The organism is Streptomyces sp. NPDC025784 (assembly GCF_055558435.1).
In genome coordinates this window covers 63,406-84,274 of record NZ_JBVHMN010000005.1, presented here as the reverse complement: position 1 = coordinate 84,274, position 20,869 = coordinate 63,406, and the positions used below count along the sequence as shown (strand labels likewise).

General features: G+C 68.8%; 15 protein-coding genes. 3 read left to right on the top strand and 12 right to left on the bottom strand.

What is annotated here, in order from left to right:
• Positions 1-77 precede the first annotated feature (77 nt).
• Positions 78-1,634 carry a DUF1254 domain-containing protein gene (locus ACZ4IF_RS13895; RefSeq protein WP_467562480.1) on the bottom strand — a complete coding sequence of 519 codons (1,557 nt, stop codon included), beginning with the start codon at positions 1,632-1,634 and terminating at the stop codon, positions 78-80.
• 406 nt (positions 1,635-2,040) lie between these two features.
• Here ACZ4IF_RS13895 and ACZ4IF_RS13890 point away from each other — a divergent pair, with 406 nt between their 5' ends.
• The gene (locus ACZ4IF_RS13890; RefSeq protein ID WP_467562478.1) at positions 2,041-2,910 is read left to right on the top strand and encodes a universal stress protein; all 870 of its coding nucleotides are present in this window, start codon (positions 2,041-2,043) and stop codon (positions 2,908-2,910) included.
• 114 nt (positions 2,911-3,024) lie between these two features.
• On the opposite strand, the gene ACZ4IF_RS13885 is transcribed toward ACZ4IF_RS13890, so the two are convergent.
• The gene (locus ACZ4IF_RS13885; RefSeq protein WP_467562476.1) at positions 3,025-3,699 is read right to left on the bottom strand and encodes a CBS domain-containing protein; all 675 of its coding nucleotides are present in this window, start codon (positions 3,697-3,699) and stop codon (positions 3,025-3,027) included.
• 312 nt (positions 3,700-4,011) lie between these two features.
• Here ACZ4IF_RS13885 and ACZ4IF_RS13880 point away from each other — a divergent pair, with 312 nt between their 5' ends.
• Both ACZ4IF_RS13880 and ACZ4IF_RS13875 read left to right on the top strand, forming a co-directional pair.
• A complete protein-coding gene (locus ACZ4IF_RS13880; protein WP_467562474.1) occupies positions 4,012-4,887 on the top strand; it encodes a universal stress protein in 876 nt (291 codons plus the stop codon).
• A 229-nt stretch (positions 4,888-5,116) separates the two neighbouring features.
• Positions 5,117-7,768 carry a cation-translocating P-type ATPase gene (locus tag ACZ4IF_RS13875; RefSeq protein WP_467562472.1) on the top strand — a complete coding sequence of 884 codons (2,652 nt, stop codon included), beginning with the start codon at positions 5,117-5,119 and terminating at the stop codon, positions 7,766-7,768.
• 36 nt (positions 7,769-7,804) lie between these two features.
• Here the strand turns inward: ACZ4IF_RS13875 and ACZ4IF_RS13870 are convergent, their stop codons facing one another.
• The 10 genes from ACZ4IF_RS13870 to ACZ4IF_RS13825 all read right to left on the bottom strand — a co-directional run bounded on the left by ACZ4IF_RS13870 (position 7,805) and on the right by ACZ4IF_RS13825 (position 20,803).
• Positions 7,805-10,207, bottom strand: a complete 2,403-nt coding sequence (locus ACZ4IF_RS13870; protein ID WP_467562470.1) for a glycoside hydrolase family 65 protein — start codon at positions 10,205-10,207, stop codon at positions 7,805-7,807.
• A 120-nt stretch (positions 10,208-10,327) separates the two neighbouring features.
• Positions 10,328-10,603 (bottom strand): acyl carrier protein, encoded by a 276-nt coding sequence (locus tag ACZ4IF_RS13865; RefSeq protein WP_467562468.1) that lies wholly within the window; start codon positions 10,601-10,603, stop codon positions 10,328-10,330.
• 5 nt (positions 10,604-10,608) lie between these two features.
• Positions 10,609-12,075, bottom strand: a complete 1,467-nt coding sequence (locus ACZ4IF_RS13860) for a dihydrolipoamide acetyltransferase family protein (protein WP_467562466.1) — start codon at positions 12,073-12,075, stop codon at positions 10,609-10,611.
• A 1-nt stretch (position 12,076) separates the two neighbouring features.
• Entirely contained in the window at positions 12,077-13,165 is a 1,089-nt protein-coding gene (locus ACZ4IF_RS13855; RefSeq protein ID WP_467562464.1) for an alpha-ketoacid dehydrogenase subunit beta, read from the bottom strand.
• Positions 13,162-14,187 (bottom strand): pyruvate dehydrogenase (acetyl-transferring) E1 component subunit alpha, encoded by a 1,026-nt coding sequence (gene pdhA, locus ACZ4IF_RS13850; RefSeq protein ID WP_467562462.1) that lies wholly within the window; start codon positions 14,185-14,187, stop codon positions 13,162-13,164. The genes ACZ4IF_RS13855 and pdhA overlap by 4 nt, the downstream gene beginning before the upstream one ends.
• Complete coding sequence (gene acsA, locus ACZ4IF_RS13845) at positions 14,184-16,007, bottom strand: acetate--CoA ligase (protein WP_467562460.1); 1,824 nt, start codon at positions 16,005-16,007, stop codon at positions 14,184-14,186. The genes pdhA and acsA overlap by 4 nt, the downstream gene beginning before the upstream one ends.
• A gap of 165 nt (positions 16,008-16,172) precedes the next feature.
• Positions 16,173-16,829: a potassium channel family protein gene (locus ACZ4IF_RS13840; protein WP_467562458.1), complete on the bottom strand. Its 657-nt coding sequence runs from the start codon at positions 16,827-16,829 to the stop codon at positions 16,173-16,175.
• On the bottom strand, positions 16,826-17,485 hold the full coding sequence (locus tag ACZ4IF_RS13835; RefSeq protein ID WP_467562456.1) for a potassium channel family protein: 660 nt from the start codon (positions 17,483-17,485) through the stop codon (positions 16,826-16,828). Before ACZ4IF_RS13835 ends, ACZ4IF_RS13840 begins: the two co-directional genes overlap by 4 nt.
• A complete protein-coding gene (locus ACZ4IF_RS13830) occupies positions 17,482-20,355 on the bottom strand; it encodes a cation-translocating P-type ATPase (RefSeq protein ID WP_467562454.1) in 2,874 nt (957 codons plus the stop codon). Before ACZ4IF_RS13830 ends, ACZ4IF_RS13835 begins: the two co-directional genes overlap by 4 nt.
• Complete coding sequence (locus ACZ4IF_RS13825) at positions 20,345-20,803, bottom strand: CBS domain-containing protein (RefSeq protein WP_467562452.1); 459 nt, start codon at positions 20,801-20,803, stop codon at positions 20,345-20,347. Before ACZ4IF_RS13825 ends, ACZ4IF_RS13830 begins: the two co-directional genes overlap by 11 nt.
• Between the last annotated feature and the right edge of the window lie 66 nt (positions 20,804-20,869).

Here is a 20,869-nt window from a genome sequence, read left to right as displayed (position 1 = left end):
GACTGCGCTGCATCGGGAAACTCCGACGCAGCGCACAGTCGCCATGTACCGCAGGCAGGGCGTCGCTCCGCATGTCGTCAGGCGACGCGGTTGATCGGAGGACACTCCCAGCGTGTGTCGATGACTTCATGTCGTGGCAGGTACATGCGCAATGCGGCGAACCAGGTGCCCTGGGCCGGTGTGGGCAGCCAGTTGGGCTCCTCGGCCGATCCCGGAGAGTCGGGCTGCAGACGGATGGTCAGCGTTCCCTCCGCGTCGGTGATCAGTCCGGGGGTGCGGTCGCCGATGGAGTATCGGTCGATCGGGTTGGCGACAAGGTTCCTGTCCTCGCCGTAGACGGTGAGGGACCAGAACGCGTCGACCGGAGGGAGACCGTCCGGCTCGAAGCGCAGTTCGTAGCGGCCCACGGACAATGTCGCGCCGTCCGAGTCGTCGAAGGCGGCGAGGTAAACGGCTTCCTCGGGATCGTTGGCGGCGACACCTACCAGGGACTGCTCCGCGGCTCGCCGCAGGAAATCGTCCCCGAACCGTCCCATTTGCGGTGGCGGGTAGCGCCAGGCGTTGACGAGATGAGCCCAGTCCCCACTGAGCAATTGCCGTTCGAGCATGGCTGCACCGGTGGCCGAGGCTCGGATCAGGCTCTGCTTGACGGATTCGGGCTGCGCTTCGACGTCGATCCCGGGCCCGATGCCGATCTCCGCGAACTGCTTGAGCAGGACCTCGTGGTGTCGCGGTGGCGGATTCTCGGCCAGCATGGCATTCAGGGTCTTCCACGGCCCGAGACGGTCTTGTGCCGCGTCGATCGGTTCCAGCACGTCCCGCCGGGCCGGCACCTGTGCCCCCTTGGTGCCGAACAGGTGGAGGGGGACCAATCGGTACTGATCCTGAAGTGCATGGACGTTGGAGAGGTCCTGCTCACCTTCGATGAGGGTCCGGCCGACGATGAGGATCCAGGGACTGGGTGCGGTCGCCGTGCGTCGCACCCCTTCGGGGAGGTCTCCGCTCCATCCAGGCCCGAGGAGGGCGAAATCACCGGCGTTCGGGCCAGTGGCGCGCCCGCCCACGTAGTCGTAGTTGTCGGAGGTGATGCCCACCAGTTCGAAGGTGAAGTACCGATTCCCCATGTCCGGGTGCGAGAGGATGACGGGTTCCTCGCTCAGGTCCACCCAGGCGAACGAGTACAGCGTGTCGGTGTTGGGGCACAGACCCTGCCGGTCGGAGGCGTCGAAGAGCGTCCGGGCGTGCCAGAAATGGTTGACGGGGGCGTACGGCGTCGCATCGGTGTCGGGCTCCCGGGTCACCCACCGGTGGCGGAGCCTGGCATTGTAGATGTAAGGGAACCCGTAGACGAAGGCCTGCTCTCCGAGCGTGTAGGCGTATTCCCGGCGCCAGTCGCTCACGTGGCCGGTCAACACAGGCTTGACCGATCGCCACATCAGGGGCAGCGCCTGCGATGTCTTTCGGGCGCGCTCGGCCGTTGCTCCCGGGTGGCGCACGGCGTCTGCGGTGACCTTGCCTGTCGCCATTGCGGCTTTGCCGATCGTCGACGCCACACCGGTGACTTGATCACGCAGACGCTGCCCGGGACGGTTGTTGGTGGCTGCAGTGGCCATTGCCGCGTTCCTTTCCAGCACGGAAACCCACATCCCCGGTCGCGCGGAAGACGAGCGTCGGCAAGTGCTCCCGGCTCCTCCTTCTGGGGGCCGACAGGCTGCACCGTTCGCCGTGCCTCGACGGCTGTCGGGCCGGTTGCTCCACACGGCCGGACCTACCAGTCCGAGTAGATCACCGCCTCCAGGGCCCGGCAACCGAACTCGGCCCCACGGCGCGGGGATCGTCACCGCGCTCGCCACCATTCCTGCCGCTCGCCCCGCTTTCGCGCTCGCCCCTGGGCCCACATGCGCCGTCGCGTGCAACGGGAGATCCTCGAAGGGGAGAAATTCGTCGCTCCTCGTACGGAGGCGACGTCAGGACCGCCCATACGAGATCGGACTCATTCGCCGTCTGCTGCCGCTTCTTACGAGACGGAGAACCGCCGTCATGCAACCAGTCGTCACCGTGGGCCTCGACGGCTCGTCCGCGAGTCTGGCCGCTGCACGCTGGGCCGCCGACGAGGCCGGGAGGCGAAAGCTCACTCTCCGGTTGCTGCACGCGCGGTCGACGCTTGTTCCGGAACCGGCGCGTCTCCCCGCAGAAGTCGAACAGAACTACTGGGCGAAGCTTCTTGTCGACACAGTGCAGGCAGAACTCCGGAGAAGCCACCCGGGCCTGGTCATCGGCATGAGTCTGGTCGCCGACGATGCCCAGCACGCCTTGCTCCAAGCGGCCTCCGAGTCGGAGATGGTCGTGCTGGGTTCCGGGGGACTCGAGTCCGTCGACAGCTACTTCCTCGGCGATGTCAGCATGCCCGTCGCGGCCCGGGCCCAGCGGCCCGTGGTGCTGGTGCGCGCCGAACCGCGGGACGAGGGCAGACCAGCCACGGCCGCGAGTCGTGTCGTCGTGGCCTTGAAACTGCATGGATCGTCGGACGACCTACTCGATTTCGCCTTTCATACCGCTGTCGCCAGGGACGTTCCCGTCCTCGCCGTCCACGGCCGTAGCGTGCCGCTTCGCGTACGCACGCCTGGGGGAGTGGACCACCGCTTCAGCGAGGAGACGACCCGGGACGTGCACGAGCAGTTGAGCAGAGCGCTGCACCCGTGGCAGGAGAAGTACCCGCGGGTGGAAGTGGTGGACAGCTTCCGTCTGCAGAACCCCGCCAAGGCTGTCGTGGAGGCTGCTGAGGGCGCCTCACTGCTGGTCGTGGGCCGACGCCGGCACCGTGCCGGTCTGGCGCCCCATCTCGGTCCAGTGGCGCAGGCCGCCGTCCATCATGGACATTGCCCGGTCGCCGTGGTTCCCCACGACTGAGCAGCCCGTCGCAGCGCTTCGAGGGGCCTTCGCGCGGCTCGACCACGTGGGCACCCTCGTGGCAGCAGGGCCGCGTGAGACCTCCTGCTCCTGTCCGGGATCCCTGCCAAGCCGTCACCGGCCGGCGGCGGGGTCCGGGGAATCCTCTGATCGCGCAACGATGTGCTGGGCGACGGAGACCACGCCGTCAACGCTCTGGCACAGGCGCTCGATCACCGGGATGAGCGTCTTCGTCCCGACGGATCCTCCGAGTCTCACTTGCCCCTCCGTTACCTCGGCTGTTACATCCGCAGCAGCGGGACCCAGTGTTGCGCGCAGGACGATCTGGGTGATCTCGTCGCGAATGGCGTCATCGTCGCGCAGGAAGATCCTGAGCAGGTCGCCTCGGCTGACAATCCCCTGCAATCGGTCCGCCTCGTCCACGACCGGCAGTCGCTTGACTCCGTGGACCTCCATCAGGCGAGCCGCCTCGACGACGGTCCAGTCCGGACGGGCGCACACGCACGGCGCTGACATCACTTCCTCGGCCCTGGCGCCCTCGGCCTTGGCACGTTCCCATGCCTCGGGATGCGGAATCGGTGCCAGGCCCGGCAGATCGGTCTGGCCGGAGGACTTGCGAAGCAGGTCGGCTTCGGACACCAGGCCGATGGGGCGATCGAGTTCGTCGACCACGGGTACGGCCGTCACGTCGTTCTCCGCGAGCAGCCTCACGATCTCCTTGAACGGCATGTCACGCCGTGCTCGCACGACATCCCTGGTCATGAGCTCTCCGACCGTACGGTGGTGCATGACGCCTCTCCCTTCCGGGGGCGAACAGTGGCGAGTGGCGTCGGTCCCGGACGGGCCGTCGAGTACCCGCGGACGGTGAGCCGGATGTCGCCGGCAGAAGCGCCGGACCCGGGCGAATGGGTGGTGCTGTGCGCCGACACGCATCGCGGTGTTCGGGCCGCATGACTCCACGATCGTCGTGAACGGGTACTGCGCAACCTGGGCCGGGACCTTCTTCCGAGGTTCCGTCCACATGTCGCGATGGCTCCAGGGCGATGCGACGGTATTCCCAGAGGGTTCTCGCGGGTTCCGGGGAGAAGGGCGGTACAGACCATGGAGCTCCCGCTGGTGGTGGGTCTCGACGGATCTGAATCCAGCCTCCAGGCCGTGGACTGGGCGGTGGACGAGGCGGCGCGCTGCGGTCTGCCTTTGCGACTCGTCTACGCCTCCCTGTGGGAACGGTACGAGGGAAGTCGCCCCTCGTTCCGTACCGACCGTCCGGCCGAAGAGGTCCTGGCCGAGCACATCATCGCGTCCGGCGTAGAACGTGCCGGGCTGCGTAACCCCGAGGTGAAGGTCTCCGGCGAGACGCTGCCCGAGGACGCCGTGAGCGCGCTGCTGCACGAGGCTCATGAATCCTCCGCTCTGGTCACCGGCTCCCGCGGACGCGGCGAGGTCGCCGGGCTCCTGCTGGGCTCCGTCAGCCTCAAAGTGGCCGGGCGTTCGGTGTGCCCGGTCATCGTTGTCCGCGGCGCGGAGCAGAATCGGCAGGGCTCTTCGGGGCGGGTGGTGGTCGGCGTCGGCGATTCCACGGAGGGCTCGGCCGCCGTGCGGTTCGCCTTCCGCGAGGCTGAGGTGCGCGGCTGTGCCCTGCACGCCGTACGGGCCTGGCGCCGCCCCGCCCACGAGCACGTGGACAGTCCCCTGGACGTGGACGAGGGTGTGCCCGCCCCCGAGGAGCGGGCCTCCACACTCCTCGACCAAGCGTTGCGTGAGGCCGTGGAGAAGCATCCGCAGGTCGACGTGGAGCGCCACACGATCGAGGGTCCCGCCCACAAGGTGCTCCTGGACGCCTCGTCCGACGCCGACGTCGTCGTCGTGGGTGCGGTGAGAAAGCACGGTCACCTCGGTCTCCAACTCGGTGAGGTCGCCCATGTCCTGCTCCATCACGCCGCGTGCCCAGTGGCCGTCGTGCCGCAGGGAGACTGAGACCGACAGTCGGTTCACGCACGCGCCCCGTGCTGTGACGGAGAGCGAGTCAAGCGGTCTGCCTTCGGGCGCGGTCCTGCGGCGCCGTCCGTAACCCGTGCCGGCGCCGTAGCCCCACCGCTCGTGGCGCGCGGTGGCACCCTGGCGAGTGAGGGCTGTCAACGGTCGATGGTGTCTGTGCGTGACAGGAGTGGTCGATGGCATACAGCGGACAAGCTCCCCCGGGCGCGTGAGCGAGCAACGGCGGGGGCGGGGACAGCCTGATGCGGACACCGGCGAACCTTCGGAGACGACACTTCCTCCGGCCGGGTTGTCAGCGGCCGAGGCCGCGCGTCGCCTGACGTGCTACGGGCGCAATGAGGTTCCCCCCGCCCCGCGGGCCTCGGTGTGGCGACGGATCGGGCAGCAGTTGCGCGATCCGCTGATCCTTGTGCTGTTGGTGGCCGCGGTTCTGACGATCGCCACCGGTGATCTCTCCGACGCCGCTGTCATCCTTCTCGTGATCGTCGTGAACACCGTGGTCGGGGTGGTGCAAGAGGTACGGGCGGAACAAGCGGTCCTGGCACTGTCCGAGATGAGTGCTCCCTCCGCCAGGGTGGTGCGGGACGGACAGGAAAGCTCGATTCCGGCCGCGGATGTGGTGCCCGGGGACCTGGTCGTGATCGGCGAGGGCGACATCGTCCCGGCGGACGGACACGTAGTGTCCGCAGCGATGTTGCTGGCGGACGAAGCCTCGCTCACAGGTGAGTCCGTTCCCGTGGACAAGGCGCCCGACCGCGATCCGTCCCGTGCCGGGGTGTCGGCAGGCACCGTCATCGTCCGAGGCCGGGGCACCGTGGTGGTCACTGCCACGGGGGCGGACAGCGCGCTCGGACAGATCGCATCCCTCATGGGCGCGGCACCGGGCATGACACCGTTGCAGCGTCGCCTGGCGAACTTCGGCAGGGTTCTGGCCGTCGTCATCGTCGTGTTGAGTGCCGTCGTCCTCGCTCTGGGGTTGGCGCGTGGGCAGCCGGTGGAGCTCATGATCGTCGCGGCGATCAGCCTTGCGGTCGCTGCCGTGCCGGAGTCACTTCCTGCGGTGGTGACCCTCGCTCTGGCACTGGGGGCACGGCGGATGGCGGACCGGCACGCCATTGTTCGCAGGCTGCCGGCGGTGGAGACTTTGGGTTCCGTCACTGTGATCGCCACTGACAAGACCGGCACCCTGACCGAAGGACGGATGGCCGCCGAACGACTGTGGACACCGTGCGGGGAGGCCGTCGTCCAAGGGACGGGTTACGAACCCGAGGGTTGTGTGATCCGCGGTGGCGAGACGGTCGCACAAGGCGATGCGCCTGATCTGGCGGCCTTGCTTCGTGTCGCGATGCTGTGCAACGACGCGGCGTTGGAACCTCCGTCGGACCGCTCCAAGGAGAGTCGCGCCCTGGGGGATCCCACGGAGGCCGCTCTTCTCGTGGCCGGAGCCCGCCTCGGGTTGGACCGGACGGCGCTCGACCGCGAACTGCCCCGGGTCGCTGAGATTCCGTTCGACAGCGGCAGAAAGCTGATGACGACCGTGCATCGGCGTCCCGGGGGAGGAGTGCGGGTCGCCTGCAAAGGGGCCCCGGAATCATTGCTCCGGCCTCGGATGCTGGCCGATCCGCCGGGCCTGGTCCGCCGCGCGGTGGCGCAGGCAGCGGTGCTGGCCCGCGAGGGGTACCGGGTGCTCGCACTTGCTTCGGCAGACCACGAAGAGGCGGTGGAACCGCGGGGGACGTGGGAGTCGGGCCTGTCGCTGCTGGGCCTTGTCGGCATCCTGGACCCACTGCGCAGCGCGTCGGAGGCGACCATCGCGGCCTGCAAGCGAGCCGGGATCGTCCCTGTGTTGATCACCGGCGATCATCCCATGACGGCGCGTGCCGTGGCCGGGCGTCTGGGGATCGCCGCCCGGGAGGAGGACGTCACCACGGGGGAGAGGATCCGGGAGAACACGGCGGGCGAGCTGACCGACGTGCGGGTGTATGCCCGCACCACCCCTGAGCAGAAGCTGGACATCGTCCAGGCCTGGCGCGGCGCCGGACATGTGGTGGCGATGACGGGGGACGGTGTCAATGACGGTCCGGCGCTGCGCCACGCCGACATCGGCGTCGCCATGGGGCGGCGCGGCACTGAGGTGGCCCGCCAGGCTGCCGATCTCGTCCTTGCCGACGACAACCCGGCCACGATCGTGTCAGCCGTGGAAGAGGGACGCAGGGTCTATGCGAATGTGCGCCGCTTTCTGCTCTACGCGCTCGCAGGCGGCACCGCCGAGATCTGGGTCATGCTCGTCGGTCCATTCCTCGGGATGCCGCTGCCGCTGTTGCCGGCGCAGATCCTCTGGATCAATCTGCTCACGCACGGCCTGCCCGGCGTGGCACTCGGCGCGGAACCTGTCGCACCGGACACGATGCGTCGTTCGCCGCGACCTCCAGAGGAGAGCGTTCTGGGCGCCGGCCTGTGGCCGCGGATCCTGTTCATGGGGGCCTTCCTGGCCACGGTGACTCTGGTGGCCGGGGTGTGGGCCCGGGAGACGGGACGCCCGTGGCAGTCGATGATGTTCCTGGTTCTGGGTGCGACTCAGCTCGGCGTGGCGCTCGGTTCCCGTGCGCGCCCGCGGAGCCTGGCCAATCCGTTCCTGCTGATCGCTGTGGGCGTGGCTCTGGCACTTCAGGCGGCCGGTGTCTACCTGCCCGCCCTGCGGGACCTGCTGGGCACCGAACCGCTTTCGCCTGGCGATCTTGCCATTGCCTGTGCCCTGTCCGGACTTGGGCACGTGGTGATGCGCGTGCAGGCACGGTTGTGGCCGGAGCGCCAGGCGAGAGCATCTCTCCATGGCCCCAGTGGCCAGGGAGGCCGGTGATCCGGCACTTCCTCGACGGAAACGTGGCGCAGGAGATCACCCCTCCGGCAATGTCAGCCGACAGGTCTCCCCGGGTGCGATGGTCACCGTACGGTCCCCCAGCACCACGCGGATCGGTGACTCTTCCGAGTCCGGCACACCGATCTCCAACTGTCGACTTCTGCGGCGTAGGCTGACACCCCAGTGACCGCGGTAGCGCAGGGCGAATCCGTACTCGGACAGGGCAGGAAGGGGCACCGGGTCCAGCCACAGGGAGTCCTCGCGCGTCTCCAGCCCTGTCAGGCCTCGCTGGACCAGGTCGAGCGTGCCGGCCATGGCTCCGAGGTGGATGCCCTCACCGGTGGTGCCGCCTTGGACGTCGGCGATATCCGCCTCCAGTGCCTCCTGGACGTACTGCCAAGCCTCGGCTCGCCTGGCCCTCGCGAGAACGAGGCCGTGGACGAGCTCACTGAGTGTGGAGCCATGGCTGGTGCGCTGCAAGTAGTAGTCGACGGTTCTGCGCCAGACCTCGTCGTCCAGGTCGTATCCGAGGCGCAGGAACAGTTGCCTCAGCTCTGCGGGCGAGAACAGGTATCCCAGCATGAGGACGTCTGCTTGTTTGGACGCTTTGTAGCGGTTGACTGTGTCGCCCTCGGCCTCGAGGATCCGGTCCAGCCGGCGGATGGTGCCGTAGCGCGTCCGGTAGGCGTCCCAGTCGATCTCGGCGAGGGCACCGTAGCCCTCGAACTGGCTGATGACTCCCTCGTGGAACGGCACTCGCAGCCGACGTGAGATCTCGTCCCATGCGGGAAGTTCGGCGCTGTCCAGCCCCACGCGTTCGAAGAGTTCCTCCCGTCGCCACACGGGCAGGCGCCGCAGGAGATCCAAGGTGCGGGTGAGGACCCAGGAGGCGGTGACATTGGTGTACGCGTTGTCGTCCAGTCCCGCCACGGCGGCACCCGGATAGCTGTCGTGGTATTCGTCCGGCCCGACGACACCGCGTATCCGGTAACGTCCCGAGCCAGGGTCGAAAACGGCCAGGTCCGCCCAGAAGCGGGCGATCTGCAGCAGCATCTCCGCGCCCTTGGTGTGGAGGTACTCCGTATCGCCGGTGGTCTCGCAGTACTGCCACACGTTGTAGGCGATCGCCGAGCCGACGTGGTGCTGGAGCCGGGAGTGGTCGGGCAGCCAGCGCCCCGAACGGGGGTTGAGGTGCCACTCCTGGGACTCCTCGCGGCCGTTGCTGCCACTCTGCCAGGGATACATCGCCCCCGCCCGGCCCGCCGCGGCTGCCGCCTCGCAGGCCCGTGGAAGGCGCCGGTGGCGATAGTTCAGCAGCCCACGGGACACCTCAGGAAAGCGGAGGTTGAGATAGGGCAGGACGAACAGTTCGTCCCAGAAGATGTGACCGCGATACGCCTCACCGTGCAGTCCCCGTGCCGGGACACCCACGTCCAGGTCTGCGGTGTGCGGTGACACTGTCTGCAGTACGTGGAAGAGGTGGAGGCGCAGGATGCGACCGGCCTCGCCGGGCACTTGGATGTCGGCGCGCCGCCACAGCCGCTCCCACGCAGTGACATGCAATCCTTGCAGGCCTGGGAAATCCGCGGCCGCGGAGACCCGGTCGAGCGCCTCGCCGAGCGGGTCGCTGATCGCCGTGTCACGTGAGGTGTGAAGCGCCACGGTCTTGTCCACGGTGACGGGCCGGCCGGGGGCGACCGGAATCACCAGACGGTGGACAGCGCGGTGGCGTGCTGGACGAAGTACTGACGAGACCGCAACCGGGCCGGCTGCGACCGTCGTTCGCGCGGCCATGGCGACGGCGATGTCGGATGTGGTGGTCCGGCAGCTCAGCCAGACGGTGCGAGGTTCCCGCGCACCGGTCCGCACGCGGGTCACATGGCGGCGATTGAGGGCGCGGTAGCGGTGCACGTTGCCGTTGATGACCTCACCGTCGAGTCCGGACTCGATCTCTATCTCTCCCGACCAGTCCTCGGCGGTGAAGACTGTCCGCAGTGCGGCAAGATGAGGGTCTGCCATGTGCACCAGGCGGGTCTGCTCGACGCACAACACGCCCACCGCGTCGTTGTGGTGCCGGAAGGAGCGCGTGAGCGTGGCGCGGCGCAGATCCAGGGTGTGCCGATGGTCCTGGAGGGCGTGAAGGTCGGGGGAGAACCATGGGCCCCACGCTTCGCCGGCACGGCGCAGACGGAACCGGAGAAGCAGCCAGTTCGGGAGATTGACCAGATCCTCGTTCACCACCTGCCGTCCCGCGACGGTTGACTCCAGGCGGTTGTAGCAGCCGGCGACATAGGTACCCGGGCAGTGCACCAGCCCCGCCCGGCACTCGGGCACCGCGCCCCTGGTGGCGAAGTAGCCGTTTCCGAGTGTGCACAGTGATTCACGCAACTGCTCGCCCACCGGGTCGTAGCCCGTCCACTCCCACGTCCAGTCAGGCATGCGACACCCTCGTTGCTTCCAGGAACCTGATGCAGTAACTCATGCTTGCAGGCCCGGTTGCAGGCCCGTGCAAGCTGAACATCAGTCCGCTCGGCGGGAGGCCGGATGGGTCTGGCAGGATCACGCCGTGAGACCGGTCCCGTCCTTCGACCTGCCGACCAGGAACCGCACGGTGTCGGACAGCGTGGTCAGTTCGGGATAATCCTCTTCGTCCACACGGATTCCGGTGCGTTCGGAGAGCAGTTCCACGAGTCTGAGGAAGTCGAGCGAATCGAGTTCCAGCACATCGCGGAACTTGTCGTCAGGTTCGACCCGTGTGAAGTCCGCGTCGGGGACGATCAAAGTGATGGACTCCTTGACCACCGACATGGCTGCCGCCTCGTCCAGGGGTTTCATCCGATTCACAACTCCTCGGGTTTCTGCAGCAGTCGGCCGACCGCCGTCAGGTAACGCGCCCCCACGGCACCGTCCGTGGCACGGTGGTCGGCTGCCAAGGTTGCGGTCACCACCGGGCGGACACCGAGCATGCCGCTTCTGGCCCACGGTCGTTCGACGACCGCGCCGAAGCCCACCAGGGCCACCTGGGGTGGATGGATGACACCGAACACGGTCTCCACGCCTTGGTCGCCCAGGTTGGTGACGGTCAGGGTGGCGCCGGAGACCTCACTGCCCCGCAGCCGGCCTCGGCGAGCGCGCTCGACCAGGTTTTTGAGGTCGGCCATGAGGTCTTCGGGTGACAGTGTGTCGGCGTCGTGGATGACCGGCGCGAGCAGTCCGCCCCGCCGGAGCGACACCGCGACCCCCAGGTTGACGGCGGAGCCCGGGACGAACTGATCCTTCTGCCAGTAGCCGTTGAGGCGCGGGACCTCGCGCGCCGCGGTGGCGGCGGCCTTCAGCAGGAGTGCGGCGGGCACGAGCCGGTCGGTGGGTGTTCTGCCGCGGTTGAACCGCCGCAGCCACTCCTGTGCCGCCGAGAAATCGATGGTGGAGGACAGGTAGTAGTGCGGGATCTCTCGCTTCGAGCGGCTCATGAGGTCGGCGATGGCACGGCGCATGGCGTCCGTACGTCGGTCCTCGGTGCTGTCCGTCGGTGCGGCAGCGGGACCGCGCGGCTCGTCGTTCCGTCGGCGCGCACCGGCCCACTCCCGTTCGGGCCGCTCGGCGGGGGCACGCCTGGCCACGTGCACGTCCGCCGCGCGCACCGCTCCGTCGTCCCCGGTGCCCCGGACCGTCGTCAGGTCGATGCCCAGATCCCGAGCGAGCCGCCGGGCGTACGGGGTGGCCCGCACCCTCGGCCCTGGGCCGGGCGCGGCGTGCTGCACATCGGCCCGGGTGATCCGTCCGCCCCGTCCGGTGCCGTGTACACCGGCCAGGTCGACGCCCCGCTGCAGCGCCAGGTGACGCACCAGCGGTCCTGTGCCGGTCGCCGAGGGGGTGGTCTCCGGCTCCGGCCTCGGCTGACGCCGAGCGGGGGTGCCTGAGAAGTGAATGGGTTGCACGGCGCTGCTGTCCCCGGATCGCGTGTCTGTCGATTTCTGGGCAGACCTCGGCCCATGGTGAGCAGTTCGCCGGGGCGGCGCTGGTTCACCCGGTGCAGCCGGTCCCGGCTCGGCCTCGGCGAGCACGCGCGCGCCCTCGCCCTCGATCAACGCGAGTGGCGTCCCCACCGGCACCCGATTCCCGGGCTGGACGAGCAGTCGGCCCACGGTGCCGGACTCGAAGCACTCCACTTCGATGGCCGCCTTGTCGGTTTCCACGACGGCGACGACGTCGCCCTTGTGTACCCGGTCCCCGGGACTTACAAGCCATTCCCGCAGCAGGCCCTCAGCCATGTCCGCGCCGAGCGAGGGCATGGTGAACTCGGCCATCTCAGCTCGACCTCCCGGCGTCCGTCACCTCTGCCGCACCCTTCGGCACGGGATCGCCGACCACTCGGCGTACCGCCGCGACGATTTTGGCGGGTTGCGGCAACGCGGCCGCTTCCAGCCGGCGCGCGTAGGGCATGGGAACTTCGGCGCTGCACACCCGCTCTATGGGGGCATCGAGGTCGTAGAAGTGCCGTTCGACGAGGCGGGCCGATATCTCCGCTGCGAGACTGCCGCTGCGCCAGCCTTCGTCGACGACGACGGCGCGGTGCGTACGAGCGACCGAGTCGCCGACCGTCACCTCGTCCAGGGGGCGGAGGGTGCGCAGGTCCACGACCTCCGCGTCGATGCCGGTGCTCGCCAGGTCCTCGGCGGCGGTCAGCGCTTTGTGCAGCGAGCCGCCATAGGTGATCACCGAGACGTCCGTGCCGGTCCGTCGGATGGCGGCGTGGTCGATGTCGACGGGGCCCGCGTGGGGGGACAGGTCGCCTGAGGCGTTGTACAGGCTGCCGTGCTCGAAGATCAGGACTGGGTCGGGGTCGGCCAGCGCCGGGGCGAGCATGTGGCGGGCGTCCGTGATCGTGGCAGGGGCGAGTACGCGCAGTCCCGGGATGTGCGCGTACCAGCCCTCCAGACTGTGTGAGTGCTGCGCGGCCAGCTGCCGTCCGGCGCCGGTGGTCATCCGGATGACGATCGGGACCGCCAGCTGCCCGCCCGACATGTGCAGCAAGGTCGCGGCGTTGTTGAGGATCTGGTCCATGGCCAGCAGGCTGAAGTTGACCGTCATGATCTCGACGATCGGTCGCATGCCCGCCAGCGCCGCGCCGATGCCGGCGCCGACGAAGGCGGACTCCGACAACGGGGCGTCGCGGATACGTTCGGGCCCGAACTCCTCCAGCAGCCCGAGGCTGACGCCGAAACAGCCGCCGTAGCGGCCCACGTCTTCACCCATCAGAAAGACGCGGTCGTCGGTCCGCAGGGCTTCGCGCAAGGCCTCGCGCAGTGCCTCTCTGTAGGTGGTCTTCTGGCCGGAGGACGCGGAGGACGCGGAGGACGCGGAGGACGCGGCGGTGGGGGTGTGGGTGGGGGTCATGGCCGGATCGCCTCCACCGGACTCGTGACGTACTTCAGAAGATCCTCGACGGGCTCTTCGGGAGCCCGCTCGGCGGCCTCGACGGCGTCGTCGATCTCGGCGGCCAGACGGTCCTCCAGGGCGGTGAGGGCCTTGTCGGTGAGCTCTTTGGCCTCCCGCAACTGTCGGGCGAGCCCTTCGACCGGGTCGCGCTCCTTCCAGTGCTCGATCTCGGCCTTCTCGCGGTAACGGTCGGAGTCGTACATCGAGTGGGCGCGGAAGCGATAGGTGCGCATCTCCAGAAAGTGCGGCCCGTTCCCGGCACGCACACCTTCGGCCGCTCGCCGGGCAGCGTCCTCCACCGCGGAGACGTCCATGCCGTCGACGGCCCAGGACACCATGCCGTACGCGGCGGCACGCAGCGCGAGGTCGGTCTGGGCCTGGTGACGGGCAAGGGCCGTGCCCATCGCGTACAGGTTGTTCTCGCAGACCAGCAACAGGGGAAGTCTCCACAGAGCCGCCAGATTGGCGGTCTCGTGGAACTCGCCCTCGGCGAAGGCGCCATCGCCGAAGAAACAGCAGGTGATCCGATTGCGTCCGCTCATACGGTCCGCGAGGGCCAAGCCGGCTGCGAGCGGCAGCCCGCCGCCCACGATCGCGTTGCCGCCGTAGAAGCGGCGACTGGTGTCGAAGAGGTGCATGGAGCCGCCGCGGCCCCGGCTGCACCCGGTGACCTTGCCGAACATCTCCGCCATGATTGCCCCGGCCGGGACCCCGCGAGCGAGGGCATGGCCGTGTTCACGGTACGTCGATACGACGGCGTCGTCGTCCGTGAGGGCCTCGTTGACGCCGACGGCCACGGCTTCCTCACCGATGTAGAGGTGCATGAAACCGCGGATGCGGGCCGCGCTGTACAGCTCCACGCAGCGTTCTTCGAACCTGCGGACGCGCAGCATGGACTCCAGCAGAGCCAGCCGGTGCGCGGCCCGATGGTGGGACCTGGCCGAGGACCGGGTGCTGCGCGGGGTGCGGGTGGTGCTCATGTCGAGGCCTCCGTGGAGTCCCGGAACGACAGATCCCTCTCCAGAGTGGAGATGTCGCCTTCGGGCAGGCCCAGCTCACGCGCTCGCAGCAGGCGGCGCATGACCTTCCCACTTCGAGTGTGGGGCAAATGCTGTTCGAAGGCGATCTCTCGTGGTGCCACGGCTGGGCCGAGCCGGCGCCGCGCGAAGGCCAGCAGTTCCTGCCGGGTCTGCACGTCGTCCTCGAAGCCCGGCCGTAGGCTGACGAACGCCTTGACCGTGTTCCCGGCGACGGGATCGGGCCGGCCGATCACCCCTGCCTCGGCGACTGCCGGGTGCTCCATCAGAGCGCTCTCGACCTCGAACGGTCCGATCAGGTGTCCCGCCGACTTGATGACGTCGTCGGCACGCCCGACGAACCAGTACCACCCGTCCGCGTCGCGTCGCACCAGGTCGCCGGTGAGGTACCAGCCCTCCGCGAAGGCAGCCTCAGTGCGCGTCTCGTCGTGCAGATAGCCGTGGAACATGGACGGCCAGCCGGTGCGGAGAGCCAACTCACCCTCCACTCCGGGCTCCTCCAGAACCGTGACGTGGCCCTCGGTCGTCAGGGCCCGGCCGCTCTCACCGCGCTGCAGCACGGCTGCCTCCACGCCGGGGAGCGGGCGCCCCATCGACCCGGGACGGATCTCGCAGGCGGCAAAGTTCGCGATCATGATGGCGCCGGTCTCGGTCTGCCACCAGTTGTCGTGCACAGGCAGTCCGAGGACGTCCTGTCCCCAGACCACAGCCTCCGGATTGAGCGGCTCACCGACGGAAGCGATGAACCGGAGTGCGCTGAGGTCGAACGAGCGCGGCAGGTCGTACGGACCCGAGCGCGGAGTCGTCCGCATGAGCATCCGCAGCGCCGTCGGCGCTGTGTACCAGACATTGACGCGTTGCTCGGCGAGGATCCGATACCAGCGGCGGGCGTCGTAGTCACCCTCGTCCACCACGACCGTCACCCCGTGCATGAGCGGTGCGACGATGCCGTAGGACATGCCGGTGACCCAGCCCGGATCTGCCGTGCACCAGTACACGTCGTTCTCGTGGAGATCCAGGGCGTACAGCGCGGTCACGTAGTGGGCGACGGCCGCCTCGTGCACGTGGACGGCGCCTTTCGGTGAGCCCGTCGTGCCGCTCGTGAAGTGCAACAGGGCCATGTCGTGGGGCGAGGTCGGCGGAATGGTGAAGTGGTCGGACGCCTCGGCCATCAAGGCTTCGAGAGATGCGGTACCGGGCAGTTCGTCCGCGCCCTCGCCGACGATCAGCACGTGACGCAGGGCAGCCAGTCTCTCTCGTTGCGCAGCGACCTTCCTGCGGTACAGCTCAGCCGTGGTGACCAGTACCTGCGCGTCACTGAGCGTGAGTCGCTGCGCGACCGGGTCAGGTCCGAAAGCGGAGAACAGAGGGCACAGGACACTGGTGTTCTTGAGCGTGCCGAGGACTACGGTGTACAGCTCGGGGCAGCGGCCCAGCAGCGTCACCACCCGGTCGCCGTGACCGATGCCGAGGGTCCGGAGCACGTTGGCGAACCGTGCCGTGGTGCGGGCAAGCTGCCCGTAGGTCACACAGGTCACCGAGTCGTCCCGCCCGACACAGCGCAATGCGACGGCCGCGGAGTGATCCGAAGCCGCATGCCGGTCCACGGCTTCGTGCGCGATGTTCAGTCCCCGCCCACCGGGCAGTCCCACGAGCGATGTGCGCGCCTGCGGCCAGGTGAAGGCGGCACATACCTTTTCGTAGTTGTCCAGATTCGGCCGGACGCGCGGCGGTGAGGTCTTACGGATCGTCTCCCATCGCATGGCCAGCCACCTTCCCGCGGCCCCTCTTCGACCATCTGTCGGTGTCGCCCCGCACGCACTGGGTCGAACGGCCCCTGCGTGCGGCCATCAAGCCCCATGAGCGTCCGTACGGCAGATCCGCAGTCGCGCCGGAGAGGCCAGGTGTCGGTCTGCCGGGTGGGGCGGTCAGTGGAAGGCCCCATGAATCTCCTGTTCGGTGGCCTCGTGCGAGACGAGTAGGAGTTCGTCCCCAGGAAGCAGCCGCTCATCGGGGCTCGGCACCGTGGGACGTCCGTCGCGGACGACGGTGGCGACGACGGTGCCGGCGGGCAGCGTGATCTCACCGAGCAGGTGGCCTGCGGCCCGGGAGTCCTCGGTGATCGCGGTCTCGATGACTTCGACACCCGCCTTGCTCAGCCGCAGCAATGCCACCGTGTCGGTGGCACCGGTGGCCTCCTCGATGAGGGAGATCAGCGGCGTGGTCGCGGGCACCGGTACGTCCACGCCCCACTGCGGGCCGAAGAGCCAGGCGTTCTCCGCTTCGTTGACGCGGGCGGCCACCCGCCCGACGCCGAACTGGCGCTTGGCGAGCAGGCTGATGACGAGGTTGTCCTCGTCCCTGCCGGTGGCCGCCACGACGAGGTCGCAGGTCATCGCACCCGCGCACTCCAGTACTGCCGGCTCGCAGGCGTCCCCGGCCACGAGGTGTACGGACGGCATGGCCGCGAGCTCCGCGCATCGGCTCTCGTCGTGCTCGATGAGAGTGACGTCGTTGCGTGCGGCGGAGAGCACTTGGGCGAACTGAGTACCGAGGCGGCCCGCGCCCGCGATCAGGACCTTCACGTTCCCAGCTCCTTGTCGAGGAAGCCGCGCAGGCGTCCCAGCGCGGTCGCGGCGACGGCGAAGGTGACCAGGTCGCCGGATTCGACCAGGACACCATGAGCCGGCAGCAGTGACCGTCCGGCGCGGGTGATCTCCACGACGCGGATCTCCCCGTCGACGTCGAACTCCGTCAGCCGGTGTCCGGTGAGATAGCGCGGCAGCTGGGAGCGGACCAGGAGTGTCTCGCCGTTCCCGAAGGAGAGCTCCGGCGTCAGGTGCCGGTGCAGCAGCATCTGGTGAATGCGGCCGACAGCCCAGCGGACGCTGGAGATCGTCGGGATGCCCAGGTCGCTGTAGATGTCGGCGCGGCTCGGGTCGTGGATGCGGGCGAGGACGACGGGAACCCGGTACGTCTCCTTGGCGGTCCGGGCGCTGACGATGTTGCTGTTGTCTCCCGAGGTGACCGCGACGCACGCGTCCGCGTGGACGATTCCGGCTGCTTCGAGTGCGGAGCGGCTGAAGCCGTTGCCCACGTGGAAGACACCGGGGAAGTTCGGCGGCAGCAGCTTTTCCGCATGGGGCTGCCGGTCGACGACGCGCACATCGTGGCCCTCGGTGACAAGCTGCGCTGCGAGGGTGGAACCGACCCGGCCGCAGCCGACGATGACCACTCTCATGGTGCCCCTCCCTTCCGAGGCGTCTTCCCGTGTCGGAGAGCCCACTTACGGACTTCCTCGGCGGCCAGCAGCAGTGCACCGAACCCGGCGAGAACCGCCCAGTCGGCGGGTGCCAGCGGCGCGGTGTTGAAGATCGCCTGCAACGGCGGCGCGTAACTGATGGCAGCCATCAGAGCGATGCCGACGCAACCTGCGCCGATCAGCCATGGGTTGGACAGGAGCCCTGCCCGGAAGACGCTCTGCCGGTCGGTGCGTACTGCGAGGGCGTTGAAGAACTGACTGACGACGATCCCGGCCTGCACCATGGTGATCGCTTCCCGGTAGACGGGATCGTCTCTGGTGAATTCCGCGTAGGGGATGCCGGAGGCGTGGATGTGCCAGAAGAACACGGCACACACGCCGAGTGCCTGGATACCGCCGAGAAAGAGGATCCGGCCCATTACGGCCGTGGAGAAGAGCCGCTCTCGGCGAGAGCGCGGTGGGCTGTCCATGACGTCGGATTCCGTCGGCTCGGCGCCCAGCGCGAGAGCGGGCAGTACGTCGGAACCCAGGTCGATGGCGAGAATCTGCACAGCGGTGATCGGCACCAGCGGGAACCCGGCGAAGGTGGCCGCCAGGATGGGCACCAGTTCGGCGATGTTGTGGCTGAACAGATAGATCAGGAACTTGCGGATGTTGCGGTAGACGGATCGCCCCAGCCCTACCGCAGCGGTGATGGAGGCGAACGAGTCGTCGAGCAACACCATCACTGCCGCCTCACGGGCGACATCCGTGCCCGAGGCGCCCATGGCGACGCCGATGTCCGCGTGTTTGAGCGCGGGCGCGTCGTTGGCCCCGTCCCCGGTGACGGCGACGACCTCACCGCGCCGCTGCAACGCTGTGACCACGCGCATCTTGTGCTCGGGGCTGACCCGGCACATGAGCAGTTCTGTGGAGCCCGCCAGCAGCGCGTCCAGTCCGCCGTCGTCCAGTGCGTCCACCTGGGTGCCCGTCACAACGGCTGGGGACGGCCCCCGGACGATGCCGACGCGGCGGGCGACAGCCTCGGCTGTCAGAGGATGGTCGCCGGTGACCATGACAATGCGGATCCCGGCCCGCCGGCACGCGTCCACGGCGTCCCGGACCTCCGGGCGTGGCGGGTCGTACATCCCGGCGAGCCCCAGCAGGGTGAGGCCTGATTCGACGTCACCGAGCGGCGGACGAGGGCTCATCACCTTCCGTCGGGCGACCGCCAGCACGCGCAGGCCCTGCCCGGCCATGTCGTCCGCGATCGCGACCACCTCGGCCCGACCGCTGTCGGTGAGCGGCGTGCGTGTGCCGTCCCGGTCCATGAAGTCGCAATGGGCGAGAAGCTCCAGGGGCGCACCTTTGGCACACGCGTAGTAGCCGCCGTTCTCGTCGCGGTGCACGGTGCTCATCACCTTGCGTACGGAGTCGAAGGGATACTCCGCCACTCGTGGTGTGCGGGCCTCTTCCACGGAGGGATCCATGCCTGCTTTCGAAGCGGCCACCAGGAGCGCTCCCTCAGTGGTGTCGCCGAGCACCCGCCAACTGTCATGTCCGCTGGGCGGCACCAGCCTGGCGTTGCTGCACAGGGCCGCCGTCCGCAGCAGCTCCCGCACGGGACGTGCCTCGGTCACCTCTCCGACGGGCGCATAGCCCACTCCCGCCACGGTGTGGGACACGCCGTTCGCCCACACGCGTACGACGGTCATCTCGGCCTCTGTGAGGGTTCCTGTCTTGTCGGTGCACACCACGCTTGTCGAGCCGAGTGCCTCCACCGCCAGCAACTGTTTGACCAGTGCGTGGCGCCGGGCCATACGGCGCACACCGATCGCCAGGGACACCGAGAGGGTGGCCGGCAGGCCCTCCGGGACGAGGGCGACCATGACCCCGAGCGAGAACACGAACGTGTCGACGAACGGCTGCCCGCTGGGTGCACGCACCGCGAACACTGCGGCCCCGGTCGCGAGCGCGACGCCGGCCACTCGGCGCGCCATGACCGCGACCTGGCGCTGCAACGGGGTCTTCTGCCGTGGTGCCGCAGCAGTGAGGCGGAAGATTCTCCCGAACTCGGTGGCGGTCCCGGTTGCGGACACCACCGCCTTGCCTGTGCCCGCCACTACGTCGGTGCCCATGAACACACAGTTGCGCGCCTGCAGCGGCGGCCCCGTCGGCACTGGCCCGGCGACCCGGGCCACGGCATCGCTCTCACCCGTGAGTGCGGCATTGTTGACGGTAACGTCGTGCGCCTCGACCAGTCGGCAATCGGCCGGCACCGCGTCTCCGGCCTCCATGAGCACGACATCCCCGGGAACCAGTTCCTGAGCGGGCAGTTCTCGTGGATCCCCGTCGCGCAACACCCGGCAGGTGCGGGGCACCATCGCCTGCAACGACTCCGCCGTGCGTTCGGCCGAGTATTCCTGCGCGAAGCCGATGCCTGCGTTCAAGAGGACCACGCCGAGGATCGCCAGTGCCAGTTGAAGGGTTGTCGAATCCCGGGGCTGCTGCAGTCCGTAGGCCAGGAAGGTGATCGCCGACGACACCAGCAGCACCACTGCAAAGAGGTCGGTGAATTGGCTCCCCAGACGCCTCCACACATGGGGGTGGCTCGCACTGGGCAGCTCGTTGGGGCCGTAACGGGCGAGCCGTGCGGCGGCTTCGGCGGCCGTGAGACCGCTCGGGGAACCGTCCAGAGCGGCGAAGACGTCCGAGACCGGGAGGGGCAGGACGGACGGGGCAGCTGCGCCACGGGGCGGGTCGACGACCGATGCCGCCCCGGCGTCCGCTGACGGGTCGTCGGCGCACAGGGCCGTCGTCCCGGGCGAGCGACGTGGGATCCCTCTCCGCTCGGCCGGCTCAGGACGCACAGCCGGCTCCCGTAGCCGGGGGCGGCCCGGGTGGCTCCTTGAGCACGCTCCAAGCGACTGGTCCGAGCAGGTCGGCCAGCCGCCGGAACACGTCCAGGAGCAGGTCGTCGATGGTCAGCATCCCCACCACACGGCTCCCGTCGAGGACCGGCAGACGGCGTACGCCGGTGCGGCGGAATGTTCGGTAGGCCGTCTCGAGGTCGGCGTCCGCGTCGACCGTGACCACGACGGCCGACATCATCGCATCGACCGGCGTCCCCGGGCCCAGGTCCGTGCCCAGGCCGCGTATCGCGAGGTCGCGATCGGTGACGATGCCTCGCAGCTCTCCGCCTTCGACGACGAGAACGGAGCCGACGGCGCACTCGTTCATCCGTCGGGTCACATCGAGCAGGGAAGCCTGAGGCGTGATCGACACCGGTGGGGCGGTCATGACGTCGGAGACCTTCATACGACCAACTCCTCGACGCCGGCATCCAGCCGGGCACGGCTTTCCGTCAGGTGGGCGGCGATCGGG

Bases quoted from the DNA above. Each gene is read 5' to 3' on its own strand.
- ACZ4IF_RS13890 (WP_467562478.1), top strand. From the start codon at position 2,041: ATGCAACCAGTCGTCACCGTGGGCCTCGACGGCTCGTCCGCGAGTCTG.
- acsA (WP_467562460.1), bottom strand. From the start codon at position 16,007: ATGCGATGGGAGACGATCCGTAAGACCTCACCGCCGCGCGTCCGGCCG.
- ACZ4IF_RS13835 (WP_467562456.1), bottom strand. From the start codon at position 17,485: ATGAGAGTGGTCATCGTCGGCTGCGGCCGGGTCGGTTCCACCCTCGCA.
- ACZ4IF_RS13860 (WP_467562466.1), bottom strand. From the start codon at position 12,075: ATGGCCGAGTTCACCATGCCCTCGCTCGGCGCGGACATGGCTGAGGGC.
- ACZ4IF_RS13865 (WP_467562468.1), bottom strand. From the start codon at position 10,603: ATGAAACCCCTGGACGAGGCGGCAGCCATGTCGGTGGTCAAGGAGTCC.
- ACZ4IF_RS13825 (WP_467562452.1), bottom strand. From the start codon at position 20,803: ATGAAGGTCTCCGACGTCATGACCGCCCCACCGGTGTCGATCACGCCT.
- ACZ4IF_RS13855 (WP_467562464.1), bottom strand. From the start codon at position 13,165: ATGACCCCCACCCACACCCCCACCGCCGCGTCCTCCGCGTCCTCCGCG.
- ACZ4IF_RS13870 (WP_467562470.1), bottom strand. From the start codon at position 10,207: ATGCCTGACTGGACGTGGGAGTGGACGGGCTACGACCCGGTGGGCGAG.
- ACZ4IF_RS13885 (WP_467562476.1), bottom strand. From the start codon at position 3,699: ATGCACCACCGTACGGTCGGAGAGCTCATGACCAGGGATGTCGTGCGA.
- ACZ4IF_RS13880 (WP_467562474.1), top strand. From the start codon at position 4,012: ATGGAGCTCCCGCTGGTGGTGGGTCTCGACGGATCTGAATCCAGCCTC.
- pdhA (WP_467562462.1), bottom strand. From the start codon at position 14,187: ATGAGCACCACCCGCACCCCGCGCAGCACCCGGTCCTCGGCCAGGTCC.